Here is a 13,080-nt window from a genome sequence, read left to right as displayed (position 1 = left end):
TTTGGTATGCAATTTGCAATTTCATGGAATGGCTGTGACAAGCCGACGGGTGTAGGCGTGCGTGGGGGTGTCCAGGACCGTCGCGGTGTCACCCTCCTCGACGACCCGCCCCTTGAGCAGCACCACGGTCTTGATCGCGATCTGCCGGACCACGGCGAGGTCGTGGGTGATGAAGAGCATCCCGGTGCCCAGCTCCCGGCTGAGGCGGCGCAGCAGTTCCAGCACGTGGGCCTGGACGGAGACGTCGAGCGAGGCCACCGGCTCGTCGCAGATGAGCAGTAACGGCCGCACCGCCAGCGCCCTGGCGATGGCTACCCGCTGCCGCTCGCCGCCCGACAACCCCTTAGGCCGCCGCGTGGCGTAACCGGGAGGAAGGCCGACCAGCTCCAGCAGGTCGCCCGGCGCGAGCCGTCCCTCCGGTTCGGCCTGCGCGGCCGCCTCGGCGAGAGTCGCGCCCACGGTCATGGCGGGGTTGAGCGAGGTACTGGGATCCTGGAACACGCACTGGACCAGCCGGTGGACCCGAGCCCGCTCCTGCCTGGTCAGGGCCCGACGGCGGGTGATGTCGAGGCCATCCAGCTCGACGCGTCCCTGGTCGGGGGCGACCAGGCCGAGGACGGAGCGGGCCAGGGTTGTCTTGCCGGAGCCCGATTCGCCGACCAGCCCGACCGTCTCCCCCGCCGCCACCCGGAGGCTGACGCCGCCGAGCGCGGTGTGCGTGCCGTACCGCTTGACGAGGTCGTCCACGACGAGCAGCGGCGCGCCGGCCCCGGTGGGGAGCGCGGCGGTTGCGACGTCGCGGGCCGTGAGCCGCAGGACGGTGTCGTGGACGCAAGCGGTCAGGCGCCCGCCGCCGATCTCGCGGAGCGGTGGGCGAGAGGCGCTGCATTCCGCGGTCGCGTGGTCACAGCGGGCGGCGAACGCGCACTCCGACGCCACCTGCGCGGCCGGCGGGACGCTGCCCGGGATGCCGGTGAGGCGTTCGAGCGTGTGCTCCACCGCGGGGAGGGCGCGCAGCAGCCCGACGGTGTACGGATGGGCGGGCGTCTGGGCCAGGGATGCGCCCGGTCCCTGTTCGAGGATGCGTCCTGCGTACATCACCGAAGCCCGGTCGCACAAGGCGAAGGCCACCCGCAGGTCGTGAGTGATCAGCAGCACGCCCATGCCGCGGTCGGCTTGGATCCTGGCCAGGAGGGCGAGGATCTCGTGCTGGGTGGTGGCGTCCAGGGCGGTGGTGGGCTCGTCGGCGATCAGCAGTTCCGGGTCTCCGGCCAGTGCGGCGGCCAGGGCCACGCGCTGCCGCATGCCACCGGAGAGCTGGAAGGGATAGCGCTTGGCGACGGACGGGTCGTCGATGCCGACCTCGGCCAGCCTGCGCGCCACCTCCTCGCGCGTCGCCCGGCCCGGCATCGTCTCGGCGATGTGCGCCCCGGCCGTGCGCAGCGGGTTGAGCATGGAGAACGGATCCTGCATCAGCAGCGAGACGCGCCGTCCCCTTAAGCCGCGCAGCACCCGCTCGCTGGCCGTTCCGACGATCTCCACCCCGCCGACCCGGATGGAGCCGGAGGCACGCAGGCCCTTGGGCAGTAATCCGATTGCAGCGCGCGCGGTCAGCGACTTGCCGCTGCCGGACTCGCCCACCAGCCCGGCCGTTTCCCCGGCCTCGACGGTGAGCCCGGCGCCGTCGACGATCGTTCCGGCGGGCCCGGTGATCGTCAGTTCGTTGATCTCAAGCAGCATCGGAGAGCCTCTCGAACAGCCGGTCGCCCAGCAGGGTCGCGGCGGTGGCGGCGATGGTGACCAGCGCTGCAGGGACGACGGAGGCCCACGGGTTGAGGTCGAGCACCATGCGGTTCTCCTCAATCATCAGTCCCCAGTCGGGGGTCCCGGCGGGCAGCCCGATCCCGAGGAACGACAGCCCAGAGAGCGCGACCAACGCGGCGACGAAGCTGAGCAGCGCGCCTGCGACGACCGTCGGCGCGACGTTGGGCAGCAGGTGTCTGAACATGATCCGCGCCGGGCTCAACCCGAGCGTGCGAGCGGCCTCGACGTAGGCCAGCTCGCGCTGGGCAATGGTCAGGCTGCGGACCACGCGGATGTCACCGGGAGTGAACAGCACGGCCAGCGCCAGCACCGCCCAGCCGATCCCGCCGCCGAGCACCCCGACCAGCACGACGAGGACGAGCATGCTCGGCAGGGCGATGAGCAGGTCGACGACCCGCATCATGATCGCGTCTACCCGGCCGAGCCGGTAACCGGCGAGCAGCCCGAGCGTGGTGCTCATCGCGCACGTGCACAGCGTCACGATCACCGGCCAGAGCAGGGCCGAGCGCGCGCCGGTCAGGCAGCGCGAGAGCACGTCGCGGCCGAGGTCGTCGGTGCCCGCCCAATGCGCCCAGTTCGGCATCGACGCGCCGAGCGCGAGGTCCTGCGCGGCCGGGTCGTAGGGGGCGATCCACGTGCCGCCGATCGCGGCCAGCGCCATGAGTGTCAGCACCGCCGCCGACGCGATGGTCGGGAACCCCGGCTTGGTACGGCGGAGCCGCGCCACCCGCCCGCCGGGCAGGGGCGTTCCCGAGACGGCAGTCATGAGGCCACCGCCCCGTGCCTGACCCGCGGGTCCACGGCCAGGTAGGCCAGGTCGATCAGAAGGTTGACCACTACGACCACGGCGCCGCCGAGCAGCACGAGGGCCTGGACGACGGGGATGTCCTTCTGCGCGACGGCGGACACGAGCAGTTCTCCGAGCCCCCGCAGCCCGAAGGCCCGTTCGACGAAGAGCGCCCCTGCGAGGTTGGCGGCCAGCAGCAGCCCGCCGACTGTGAGGACCGGCAGCGCGGTGTTGCGCAGGGCGTAGCTGATCCAGATGCGCGGCAGGCTCAGCCCGCGCGCCCTGGCGAACGTGAGGTAATCCTGCCCGGCCAGGTCGAGGGCGGCAGCGCGCATCTGCCGCACGACGATGGCGGCCTCCGCGGTGGCCAGGGCCACGGCAGGCAAGGTGAGGTGGGAGATCCGCTCGGCCGCCGTCTCGCCCGCGCCGAATACGGGGAACCAGCCGAGCGTGACGGCGAAGCTGTACAGGAGCAGGATGCTCATCGCGAACGGCGGGATGGCGATCGCGATGAGGGCGGTGAGCGTGATGCCCTGGTCGAGCGTGCCGCCGCGGCGCATGGCAGCGGCGAGACCCACCGGAACCCCGATGCCGATCGTGAGGATGAGCGCGTAGGCGGCCAGACCCGCGGTGACGGGTAGGCGGTCGGTGATGAGGTTCGTGACGGGCTCCCGTGTGTAGATCGAGGTGCCGAAGTCACCGTGCAGGGCCCCGCCGAGCCAGGACAGGTAGCGCTCGTGGAGGGGGTCGTCGAGGTGGAACTGCGCCCGGATGGCGGCGCGGGCCTCTGGCGTGGAGGGGCGCGGCCCGAGCAGCACGTGCTCGGGGTCGCCCGGGGTGGCGGCCAGCATGACGAAGCTGAGCAGCGACAGCACACCGAGCAGCAGGACGGCGGCGCCCAGGCGCCGGGCGAGGAAGGCCATCACGTACCTGCCGGGCGCACGGCGCCGAGGATGTTGATCGTCCAGGTGCTGACGTCGCCGGTGAAACGCTTGTTCAGCGCCACGGCCGACTCGTTGTGATAGAGCGGCAGGTAGGGCACCTGATCGGCCACCTCGGCCAGCACCTCCGTGATCGCCTCCCGCCTGGCCTCGCCCTCCAGGCGGCCCACATCGTCGAGCTTGGCGTCCAGGGCGGCAGTGCCGTACCCGCTGAAGTTGAAGCCCTGCGGCTGCGCGGTGGCGCGGCTGAGCAGGTCCGGCAGGACCTCGCCCGGGTCGGGGGTACTGTAGAAAAGGTTGACCATCTGCACCGCCAAGCCCTCGTGGTCCATGATCTGCGTGTTGTACTTCTCGGTAGGCTGCGGCTCGAGTTCCAGCTTTATCCCGATCTTGGCGAGGTCGGCCGCGACGGCCTGCATCGCCTTGATGTCCACGCCGCCGGCGTCGTATGGCGTGGCAAGGGTGAAGCCGCCTGGGTAGGCGGACTTGGCCAGCTCCGCCTTGGCCGCCTCGAGGTCGTGCGCGTAGGTGGGTAGGACGGGCCAGGCTGAGCCGTACAGGGCGGTGAGCTGCGGCTTGGGCAGCAGGAGGTCGGCCTGGGTGCCGTGTCCGCCGGTCAGGAGCTGGGCCAGGGCGGCCTTGTCGACGGCGTGCGCGATGGCGCGGCGCACGTGCACGTCCTTGAGCGGGCCCTGGTTGATCGCCAGCGACAGGTAGGCGATGTTGTCGGCCGGGTAGAAGCTCGTGGTGACGCCGGACATGGAGGTCCACTTGCGCGCCTCGCTGGGCCGTACGTCGCTGGTGCCGTCGACTTCGCCTGAGGCGACGGCCAGCCGGAGCGTCTCGGGGTCGGAGATCGCCCTGATCTCGATCTTGCGGAGCGCGGGCTTGGGGCCCCAGTACAGCGGGTTGCGCTCCAGGGTGACGCCCTGGGTGAGGCTGAATTTGGCGACCTTGAACGGGCCGGAACCGAGCGTGCCCACCTCGGGCGATCCGAGGTCCCCCGGGTGCGCCTCGGTCAGCTTCTTCGGCACGATCTGCCAGGCGAGCGCGGTCGTGGGCAGAAAGGCCTGGTTCGGCCTGGACAACGTCACCGTGACCGTGCGTGCGTCGGTGGCCTCGGCCTTCTCGACCATGGTGACGTAGCTAGCCGCCTGGGAGGCGACCTTGGGGTCGACGTGGCGGCTGAGGGAGAAGGCGGCGTCCTCGGCGGTGACCGGCGATCCGTCGCTGAACTTCACGCCATCGCGCAGGGTGAAGACGTACGTGCGGGGGTCGGGGTGGGTCCAGGACTCGGCAACGCTCGGGATCACCTCCCCCTTCTTTCCGAGGGTGACCATGGTGTCCAAGACGGCGAACTGGACGATCGTGGAAGCGTTGTTGAAGCTGCGGGCGATGTCGAGGTTGCTGGGCGCCTCGATCAACGCCCAGCGCAAGGTGTCTGCCGGGTCCTGCTTCTGCCCGGCGCAACCTGCCGACAGCAGGAGGAGGGCGGCCATCGCCACCCTGGCGAGCGCGGTTACCGATGCCATGAAATCGGACGCTAGAAGGCAGACGTCCCACGTTCACTGACTCGGGAGCCAAACTCCTGGCGGCCGCCCTCGTCCTGGAGGCCAACTGGTCGTGCTAGACCAGGCCAGGGGGGATGCCCACCGGCTTGGTTCCCTCCGGCTGGGCGATGAGGCGCATGCGCCGAAAGCCCTCGCCGCTGATCGTCAGATCTCCACTCGCGTCCAGGCGAAGGGTGAAAGGGCCCGCTCGCCAGGCTCCCGCCGGGGCAGGCTCGATCTCGAGTTCCAGGGTCAGGCCCATGGTGAACCTGCCGTCCTTGATCAAGGCCAGCACGTCGTACTCATCGCTGAGCCAGGCGCCGTCCGGGGCCCCGTCCTGGCCGGGGGCCGGGCAGGGCGTGAAGGTCATAGGAGGCTCGTCCCAATGGATGCTTCCCATGATGAGATCGCCGTCCTCGACGGCCAGCCAAGTGGTGCTCTCCTCGCCCACGCCGTACCAGCGGCCGTCCGTACCTGGGGCGAACTCGGCCTCCTCCTGCACGATGGCGACCCGGCCTGCACCCGCCTCGGCGACGGTGATCGGAGCGTCGATCGCCTCCTGGTACCAGTGCCCCAGGACCGAGGCGGGGGTCCGCCCTTGAGCGAGACGTTCCTGTTGGCCGGTGAGCTCAAGGGCCACCCGACGGCTGAGACCGACCGCGTCCAGGGCGCTCTGGTTGGTCAGCACTGCCACGCCGAGATCGGGCCCCGGCAGGTAGAGGAGGTTGGAGAGGTACCCGTGCATGCCGCCGGTGTGGCCGAACGCGTCGAGCTCGCCCACCATCGAATGGAAGATCCCGTGCGCGTAACCCAGCACGGTCCCGTCGGCCAGCACCCCCCGCTCCAGCAGCGCGTCACGCAGCCGCGTTCCCAGCACCCGCCCATCCGCCAGGAACCCGAACCACGGCGCGAGCTGGCTCACGCTGGTCACCAGGCCGCCATCGCCCACCGCCCCTTCCTCGGTGTCAGCCCTGACCGGCCCGGCCGCGTAGCCGAACGCCATCCGCGGCAACGGCACCGAGGCGTCGTCGCGATAGACGGTGTCGTCCATACCGAGCGGCCCGAACACCCGCTCGGCTGCAAACTCGGCGAGCGACTTCCCGGTCACTCGCCTGATCACGACGGCCGCGAGCACGTAACCGGTGTTGGAGTAGGAGAAGGCGGTGCCCGGCTCGAAGGTCGTCCTGCGGATGCGGCTGATGATCTTCATGAGCCGCTCCTCGGTCAGCACTTGGAGCGGGACCCCGGTGATGGCATGCAGTGCGTACCACTCCGGGAGGCCGCCGGTGTGCAGCAGGCACTGGGCGATCGTGACCTCGCGCTCCAGGGCCAGCTCCGGCACGTACTTCCTGATGTCGTCGTCCAGGCTCAGCCTGCCCTCGTGGGCCAGCATGAGCACGCAGGCCGCGGTGAACTGCTTGGAGGCCGAGGCGATGTCGAAGCGGGTCGTGGCGTCGATCGGAACGCCGAACTCCACGGTAGCCACGCCCCTGGCGGCGGTAAGCAGCACCCGGCCGCCGGAGTAGACGCCCACGGCGAGGCCCGGGGCGTCCGGCCCGTCGGGGGTGAAGCCGACGATGGCGCGCTCTACCAGTTCAAGATCCATATCTTCCAGTATCCGGATCCTCGCCCTCGCCGGGTTTGGCCTCCTCTGCAAACTGTTGGCCCCCGGGCTTGGAGTCCCGCACACCGGCGTCGAGTACGCGGACGACCACGCGGGTGCGGTCGGCGCGGAACAGGTCGCGAACTCGTGGTGCAGAACCTGGCGTAGAACAACTGGCGACGGCCTTCTACGTCCACTGTGGTCGGTAGCCCAGTTCCTGCCCGAGGAGTTCGGCCAGCATCGTCCGCGCCTGCGCTTGGTCGAGCAGTGGCGCGCGCACGGCTCTCAGTCCGCTGACGGCCATCGCCATCGTCACGATGGTCTGCGCGCTTGCGATCGAATCCCGGTCGCTGCGGAAGGCACCGGCAGCGCGTCCTGCCGCGATCACGTCCGCGAGACAGTCACGACAGGCACGGAACACCCTCGCGTAGACCTCGGCGAACTCGGGGTCGAATTGCGCCTCGTGCCAGGCATCGGCCCAGATCTGCACGTGCGACTCGCGACCCGGCGAGATCAGGTCCTCCATGAACAGCTCGACGGCGTCCTCAGCGGAGAGGCCGGCGGCGGCTTCGGTGAACTCCTCGATCAACGCCTCGGTGTGGTACTGCCAGGCGGCGCGGACGAGATCGGCGATCGAGGCGAAGTGGTGGTGCACGATACCGGTGGAAGCGCCCATCCCGGCAGCGACAGAACGGGCGGTCACCGCGCGGAACCCGTCGGTGATCATGATCTCGGCCGCCGCCTTCAGGATCGCCTCACGACGCCGGTCACGCGCCAGATATGCCATGCGTCGTCGCTCCCGCCCGGAAAAAGATTTGAACACGCATCCAACTTGAACATACGCTCAACTCTACTGGCTCGAGTATAGGAGCAGCCCGCTATGACGACAGCAACGCGACACGCGACCGAGGACGTGCGACCCCGGACGCGTGGCGCGCGGTCGCGGCCCCTCACCACGACCGAGGACCACCTCGCCGAACCGACCGAACGGTCCGACGACCGACAGGAGAACCCATGACCACCACGACCAACAACAGCGGCGGCTACCGGCCCCTCGACCTGTTCGAATGCGTGCACTGTGGACGATCGGTGGCCTTGCACTCCCCGGATCGCCGGTTCCGCGACCACTGCCCGAACTGCCTGAGCAGCAAGCACATGTCGACGAACACGAAAGCCGCACGGGAAGCGGACTGCCAGGGCCGCATGCGCCTGATCGGCATCACGGTCGCTCGCGACGAGGAGTGGCGGATCATCCACCGCTGCGTGGTATGCGACTCCCTGTCCATCAACCCGGTCGCGGAGGACGACAACCAACTGCTGCTGATCCGGCTGGCGACCCGACCACTGGCGAAAACACCCTTCCCCCTCGAACACCTGGCCAACCTCTGAACAGGCACGGCCCGGTGGCGGCGCCGTCTGAACGAAACAACCAGGAACCACACCTCGACATGCCAAGAAGAACGTCGCGCGCCCGCGCACCGCAGCGCGCCAAACGCACACATCACGACACGACCCCGCGCAGCTTCCGCTGCGTCGGCTGCCGCCTCGACATCGCCGCGACAGCCCCCGGGACAGCCCACCGCAACCACTGCCCCATGTGCCTGGCCAGCAGGCACGTGGACGAGCTCGTCCCCGGCGACCGCAGATCGCAATGCGGGGCGAGGATGGACGTCGTCGCGGTCATCGCCCACGACGACGGCGAATGGGCACTGCTGCACCAGTGCGCCCGCTGCCAGCGCCTCGGCACGAACCGGATCGCCGGGGACGACAACCCCCTGCAACTCGTGCGCCTGATCCTCGCCCCCATCGCCCAACCAATCTCCCCGGACTTCCATCGCATTTGGACTGCGGTCAAGCCGCCAATGGCGCGGGACGCAGCGGTCCGTTGATCACTGCTTCCGCCGCCAACCCCGACGCCGACTAGCGGCACCGCGAATGCTGAAGGCCGCCAACGCGTTCGGCCACCCGATTCCGCAACGTGCCGAGCTGGGACACCCGGGTCACCACGAGGTCCCCTTCGCCGAGGAAGACCTGAGGCGAACGGGCGTTCCCGATACCGTTGGGGGTTCCGGTAAGCACCACATCACCGGCGCGCAAGGTCATCCCGAAGCTGAGCTCGGCGATGATGCGTTCGAACCGGAAGACGACCTGCTGCGTCGACGCGTCCTGCAGCACACCTCCCCGTTCACCTCGCATTCGATGCGCAGATCGTAGGGATCCTCGATCTCGTCCGCGGTGGTGATCCAGGGCCCCAACGGCATTGTCCGGTCGATGCTCTTGCCCTCGAGCCACTGACAGTGCGCTGGAGGTCGCGCTGGGAGACGTCGTTGGCCACGCAGAAACCGAACACGTGCTCCCACGCGCGTTCCTCCGGAATGGACCGGCCGTCGCGCCCGATGACGAGCGCGACCTCCGCCTCGTGGTCCCATTTCGCTGACAGCCCGGCATCGTAAGCGATGTCGTCCGCCGGACCGATCACCATGTCGGGTCCCTTGGTGAAAAACGTCGGGTGCTTCGGCACCTCCGGCGGGTCCTGGCCCTCGCGCTTGCCCCTCGACTCCTCGAAGTGGTCCCAAAAGTTCCAGCCCTGCAGAGAATGTCCCGGTTGAAGCGCCGCAGTGGTGGCCCCAAGCGCACCCCTGCTAGCGGGACGGTGGGCGTACCTGTCACCGCATCACGTACGGCATCCAGCGCCGCGGCGCACCCGCGCACCACATCGTCCAGCGTGCCGAGGGATAGCGGGAGCGGGGCGCATGCCGCAGGTTCCCTCCGCCGCTCGAATCGGCGGCAGGCTGGCGTGGCCCAGCCACGCGCAACTCGGCGTTTACACTTGAACGACTTGGAATTTGGACACCTTCAGCGCTTACGGTGCTGAACTGGAGCTGATCGCGCTGAGCTGCGGCGTTCCCAACCTCGGCCTGTGGTTCAACGCGGTTCACTGTGCCCCGCGGCGGGCCATGAACAATGGCCCCGGCGATCCTACGGTCCCTCAGCCAACGTCTGGGTTGGCGTCGATGCAGGCAAGACGCATCATCACCGTTGCGTTGTGGACACCGACGGCAGGCAGTTGCTCTCGCGCCGGGTCGCCAATGACGAGCGGCCGTTGCTGGCACTGTTCGCCAAGGTTGCCGAGCTGGGGGAAGCAGCCTGGGTGCTGGCTCCGCCATGAGGTTGAGCGGGCCGGGCTCATTAACATCCGGTGCAGGGTGTTCTCCAACGCCACCCAGTTCGCTGGGCTGGTCAGGCAGGTCGGCGGGGGCTTGGGGTCACCGGGTGGGCTAGGTCGGTGCGTACGGCCTCGGGCAGGGACTGGGTCAGCCCGCGCAGCAGATGCCTTCGCAGCGGCGCAATCTCGTGGCCGTGTCACCCGGCCAGGCCGCCGCCGCGGTGGCCTTGGCGAGCGCGGGCCCGCCGTCGGCGACCACCAGCTCGGGCCGGCCGGACAGCGCAGCGAGAAACTCCTCGGACTGTCTAGGCAACCCGAACCTAGAGTGACCTACGTGCGCGTAACTCTCTCCCAGCCAAGCCGTGCACATCCCGTTACACAGCAGCAAAACCTCCCTCAAAAGTGGCCGAGCACTACCCACACAAAGCCGAGAAGGAAGAGGTATGCTCGACAATTCGCCGTCGCCGGGCGCAGCTTATGCGGTCGAGTCGGGGGAAACGATGTCCCAGGTGCCGAATGGAGTCAGCCCGGCTGATCTGGCCAATGCTGCGGAAGCGTGGTTGTCGAGCTGACACCGGTACTGCGGTTCGTGGCCTCGTGAGATGGCGTGTCGCGAGATTGCGCGCACGACGCGGCGTCCGTGGCCGTTCCCGCGGAACGGGGGCAGAGTCAGGACTCCGAGGTCTGCGACGGGCGCATCGCCCCAGGCGTACATGCTCGCCGCGCAGACGAGCCGACCGTCTTCGAATACGCCGTAGACGGCCCAGTGGTCCAGTTCGACGTAGGCATCGTCCAGGTCCTGCGGCGACGCCGAGGCCTTGAAGTCGGCGAATGCCGAAGCGTCGTCTGCGGTGAGTTGGCGGACCGAGCTGTCATCCGGTTCGCGTAGCAGCGACTCCCTCGTCGCGCTCATGTAGTAGAAGAGGTGATCGGCGCCGTGCAGCGTGATTCCGGACATCTCCAATCTCTGACGGAAGGTCGCTTCGTCGAAGCGCTGCCCGGGGGCCAGGCCCATCGCTGCAGCTACCGCTGGGGTGAGGAGAACGTGCATCTTCCCGTCGGTGGTCTTCAGCACTGTAAGGCGTTCGTCCTCGGGCAGGTCGGGGTCGACAGTGACGGTGAGAGTGTCATCACTGCACAGGAGATCTCCCTTCGAGAGCGGGGAAAGCCAGAGGTCGGTGATTGCGGAAGGGAACAATTGCTGTGCTTTCTAGTCCATGTGGTTTGCGGCGTCGATCGCGGTCGACCGAGGCGGCGAAACAGTGGCAGGTTTCGAGGATCGTACGCAAGCTATTTTTCGGACGAGCTCATCGCCGGATTTCCTTCGCGTGGAGGTCAGCGAACGTCAGAACCGCTTGATGAGGCAGCCAGCGATGGCAGCATCGACGGCGTTGCCCCCCGTCCGAAGCGTGTCGAGCATGCTGTTGGTGACGACAGTGTGCTGGCTCGATGCCACCGCTCGCTTGCCAGTAACGGGCGTCTTAGCACCGACCCTGCCCGGCTCGTGTTCCGTGTACGCGATGCTGGTCATGATCCTCCTCGATGGCAACTGCTCCGTCGCCGCTCAGTACTCTTGTGGTGCACCTCCTGGCATGCGTCCAGCTTTCTGTTCGGCCCTGGTTTCGGTCAGTGGGCGACTGTCGCGAATCGGCCGGCTCGCGCTCGACGATCGTCGCGGCCGGATTCTCGGCCTCGCCGTTGATCGGTGCCGGAGTCCGTTCGTCGTGATAAGCGGCACCTAGTATCCTGAGTCGTTAATTCATTATCATCTTGTTAGAGTGCGGCATGGGCGATGGTCGTGGACCGAAACTGGCCTTGCTGAAACTGAGCCAGGCCGAGCGGGATGCGTTGCAGGGATGGGCGCGGCGTGGCAATACCGCACAAGCAGCCTGTTCGGTGGAATGGTGTGGCGCCTCGGCGTGATGAACAACTCGCAGACCGAGCAGATACGTGAGGCCATTGGTCCGCCACCGCAGGAGATCCGCCCGTTCGGTGCACTTGACCGGGCGTCGTTCCTCGCCCTTGGCTGTGACGGGCGGCGTACCTACACCGATCTCGCCGAAGAACTCGACACCACGCCGAAGGCGGTGCAGCGCCGGCTCGACCGGCTCCAGCGGAACGGCGACATCGCTTTCCGCTGCGACGTCGCTCGGGGACTCGCCGGATGGCACACCATGGCGTTGCTGTGGCTGACCGTCCCGGACGTCGACCTGCGGACCGTGGGACACCAGGTGGCAAGATGGCCGGAAACCCGCATGTGTGCGGCTGTGGCCAGCCCGACCAACCTCGCTTTGATCGTCAACCTGCGCTCTTTCGAGCACCTGGAGGAAGTGCTTATCCGGATCGCCATGGCGTTCCCCGGCGTTTCCGTCACCGAACGGCGGCTGGAGCTGCGACAGGTGAAGATCTATGGCCGCCTGGTGGAGGAGAACGGCCGGTGTATCGAGGTGATCCCGCCCGACCCGTGGGCCGCAGTACCCGAGGAAAAGGCCGACTGAGACCAGCCGATGAAATTGCCCCACGAGCTTCGCGAGAGCGGTACGGATGGTCTTTGAGCTCCACCGGCGTCGCCCGGATCCGGCCCGCGATCCGCGTGATCTTTTTGGGGGAATCGAAAGCCTGATCCGCGACGTGGCCACGATCGACGTCGGCGAGCTCTACGATGACGCCAACGCCTTCGGGATGAGCGACCAACAAGTCCGACTGCGCATCAAGCGCCTTGTTGCAGAGGGCCAGTTCACCGAGGACGGCCGCGGCCGCAAAGCGTCAGGGTTTGGTGCTTTGTTGTGGTGGGTGGGGCTGCTGTATGGCTGGCCGGTGGCAAGGATGCGTCCCACGTTGTAGCGCTTCGCTCGATGATGCTTGGTTGAGCCCGGGGTCGTCCAGGTCCCGGGTGGGAGGGTTTCGGTGCACGCGCCGGAGACGGGCTCATCGTGCACAGGTTCCGAAATCCGCGTCGGACCCACGCGGGCCTGAGTCTGTCTGGCGGGGTGGGTTTTTCCCAGGGGCGTCTGAGGTCCGTTGTCAGCGGCCGCGCCAGGCGGAGTTGGGTGTGGCAGGTGATCACCAGCCAGGTCCAGCGATCGGCGGCCTCGGGGTCGCGGAGTTTGGGAGCGGTCCAGCCGAGGGTTTGTTTGAACAGCCGGAAAGTGTGCTCATGTCAAAGCGGCGGAGGAATGCCTGCCAGCACCGGTCAACATCGGCCGCTG

General features: G+C 68.2%; 16 protein-coding genes. 5 read left to right on the top strand and 11 right to left on the bottom strand.

Features of this window, described 5'->3' with window-relative positions:
• Nucleotides 1–21: 21 nt before the first annotated feature.
• The 6 genes from AC07FN_RS14105 to AC07FN_RS14080 form a co-directional block, all read right to left on the bottom strand.
• Complete coding sequence (locus tag AC07FN_RS14105; protein ID WP_478395983.1) at nt 22–1,740, bottom strand: oligopeptide/dipeptide ABC transporter ATP-binding protein; 1,719 nt, start codon at nt 1,738–1,740, stop codon at nt 22–24.
• Complete coding sequence (locus AC07FN_RS14100) at nt 1,730–2,590, bottom strand: ABC transporter permease (RefSeq protein WP_478395982.1); 861 nt, start codon at nt 2,588–2,590, stop codon at nt 1,730–1,732. Before AC07FN_RS14100 ends, AC07FN_RS14105 begins: the two co-directional genes overlap by 11 nt.
• Nucleotides 2,587–3,534, bottom strand: coding sequence for an ABC transporter permease (locus tag AC07FN_RS14095; RefSeq protein ID WP_478395981.1), 948 nt, complete (start codon nt 3,532–3,534; stop codon nt 2,587–2,589). Before AC07FN_RS14095 ends, AC07FN_RS14100 begins: the two co-directional genes overlap by 4 nt.
• Nucleotides 3,534–5,084 carry an ABC transporter substrate-binding protein gene (locus AC07FN_RS14090; RefSeq protein WP_478395980.1) on the bottom strand — a complete coding sequence of 517 codons (1,551 nt, stop codon included), beginning with the start codon at nt 5,082–5,084 and terminating at the stop codon, nt 3,534–3,536. The genes AC07FN_RS14095 and AC07FN_RS14090 overlap by 1 nt, the downstream gene beginning before the upstream one ends.
• Nucleotides 5,085–5,178: 94 nt before the next feature.
• A complete protein-coding gene (locus AC07FN_RS14085) occupies nt 5,179–6,708 on the bottom strand; it encodes a serine hydrolase domain-containing protein (protein ID WP_478395979.1) in 1,530 nt (509 codons plus the stop codon).
• 184 nt (nt 6,709–6,892) lie between these two features.
• On the bottom strand, nt 6,893–7,492 hold the full coding sequence (locus AC07FN_RS14080; RefSeq protein WP_478395978.1) for a TetR/AcrR family transcriptional regulator: 600 nt from the start codon (nt 7,490–7,492) through the stop codon (nt 6,893–6,895).
• Between the two features lie 227 nt (nt 7,493–7,719).
• Between AC07FN_RS14080 and AC07FN_RS14075 the strand changes: the two genes are divergently transcribed.
• Nucleotides 7,720–8,094, top strand: a complete 375-nt coding sequence (locus AC07FN_RS14075; protein WP_478395977.1) for an RNHCP domain-containing protein — start codon at nt 7,720–7,722, stop codon at nt 8,092–8,094.
• Between the two features lie 59 nt (nt 8,095–8,153).
• Complete coding sequence (locus AC07FN_RS14070) at nt 8,154–8,594, top strand: RNHCP domain-containing protein (RefSeq protein ID WP_478395976.1); 441 nt, start codon at nt 8,154–8,156, stop codon at nt 8,592–8,594.
• Nucleotides 8,595–8,625: 31 nt separating this feature from the next.
• On the opposite strand, the gene AC07FN_RS14065 is transcribed toward AC07FN_RS14070, so the two are convergent.
• Complete coding sequence (locus tag AC07FN_RS14065) at nt 8,626–8,880, bottom strand: fumarylacetoacetate hydrolase family protein (protein WP_478396019.1); 255 nt, start codon at nt 8,878–8,880, stop codon at nt 8,626–8,628.
• On the bottom strand, nt 8,805–8,966 hold the full coding sequence (locus AC07FN_RS14060; protein WP_478395975.1) for a fumarylacetoacetate hydrolase family protein: 162 nt from the start codon (nt 8,964–8,966) through the stop codon (nt 8,805–8,807). Before AC07FN_RS14060 ends, AC07FN_RS14065 begins: the two co-directional genes overlap by 76 nt.
• Before the next feature lie 785 nt (nt 8,967–9,751).
• Between AC07FN_RS14060 and AC07FN_RS14055 the strand changes: the two genes are divergently transcribed.
• Nucleotides 9,752–9,874 (top strand): hypothetical protein, encoded by a 123-nt coding sequence (locus AC07FN_RS14055; protein WP_478395974.1) that lies wholly within the window; start codon nt 9,752–9,754, stop codon nt 9,872–9,874.
• Between the two features lie 145 nt (nt 9,875–10,019).
• Here AC07FN_RS14055 and AC07FN_RS14050 read toward each other — a convergent pair whose 3' ends face one another.
• The 3 genes from AC07FN_RS14050 to AC07FN_RS14040 all read right to left on the bottom strand — a co-directional run bounded on the left by AC07FN_RS14050 (nt 10,020) and on the right by AC07FN_RS14040 (nt 11,402).
• Nucleotides 10,020–10,184, bottom strand: coding sequence for a hypothetical protein (locus tag AC07FN_RS14050; protein ID WP_478395973.1), 165 nt, complete (start codon nt 10,182–10,184; stop codon nt 10,020–10,022).
• A 162-nt stretch (nt 10,185–10,346) separates the two neighbouring features.
• On the bottom strand, nt 10,347–11,069 hold the full coding sequence (locus AC07FN_RS14045) for a GNAT family N-acetyltransferase (protein ID WP_478395972.1): 723 nt from the start codon (nt 11,067–11,069) through the stop codon (nt 10,347–10,349).
• A gap of 147 nt (nt 11,070–11,216) precedes the next feature.
• The gene (locus tag AC07FN_RS14040) at nt 11,217–11,402 is read right to left on the bottom strand and encodes a hypothetical protein (RefSeq protein WP_478395971.1); all 186 of its coding nucleotides are present in this window, start codon (nt 11,400–11,402) and stop codon (nt 11,217–11,219) included.
• Nucleotides 11,403–11,727: 325 nt separating this feature from the next.
• Between AC07FN_RS14040 and AC07FN_RS14035 the strand changes: the two genes are divergently transcribed.
• The gene (locus tag AC07FN_RS14035; protein ID WP_478395970.1) at nt 11,728–12,369 is read left to right on the top strand and encodes an Lrp/AsnC family transcriptional regulator; all 642 of its coding nucleotides are present in this window, start codon (nt 11,728–11,730) and stop codon (nt 12,367–12,369) included.
• A 46-nt stretch (nt 12,370–12,415) separates the two neighbouring features.
• Nucleotides 12,416–12,715: a hypothetical protein gene (locus AC07FN_RS14030; RefSeq protein WP_478395969.1), complete on the top strand. Its 300-nt coding sequence runs from the start codon at nt 12,416–12,418 to the stop codon at nt 12,713–12,715.
• The last annotated feature ends 365 nt before the right edge of the window (nt 12,716–13,080 follow it).

The organism is Saccharopolyspora sp. NPDC045941, assembly GCF_056431445.1.
Note: the sequence above shows the minus strand (reverse complement) of the source record. Positions and strands in the feature narration are given on the sequence as shown.